The organism is Stenotrophomonas sp. SrG, assembly GCF_050031795.1.
Lineage (GTDB): Bacteria > Pseudomonadota > Gammaproteobacteria > Xanthomonadales > Xanthomonadaceae > Stenotrophomonas > Stenotrophomonas rhizophila_A.
Window position 1 is genome coordinate 1 of sequence record NZ_JBNBBE010000458.1, and the last position, 256, is coordinate 256.

A 256-nucleotide genomic window follows, 5' to 3' on the forward strand; every position below is an offset into this window, starting at 1 on the left:
TGCTGGAGCAGCATGCGCCGCCGGTGGTGGTGCGCAACCTGGTGCTGCGCCCGTTGGGCGCCTCGCTCGATGTGGTGCAGCAGCTCTCCTTCCAGATCGAAGCCGGCCAGCGCCTGGCCCTGGTGGGGCCCCGCGGCAGCGGCAAGAGCACGCTGCTGGAAGCGCTGGCCGGCTGGTTGCCGCCCCGCGAGGGCAGCAGCGTGCTGCGCCCAGGGCTGGAGGTCGGTTACGCCGGGCAACGCCCGTCCCTGTGCCA

Annotated in this window: 1 protein-coding gene; it reads left to right on the forward strand. The window is 73.4% G+C overall.

Annotated elements, in window-relative coordinates; all coding sequences use genetic code 11:
* On the forward strand, positions 1–256 hold a 256-nt coding region (locus ACQG3P_RS20475; RefSeq protein ID WP_426806068.1), incomplete at both ends, for an ATP-binding cassette domain-containing protein.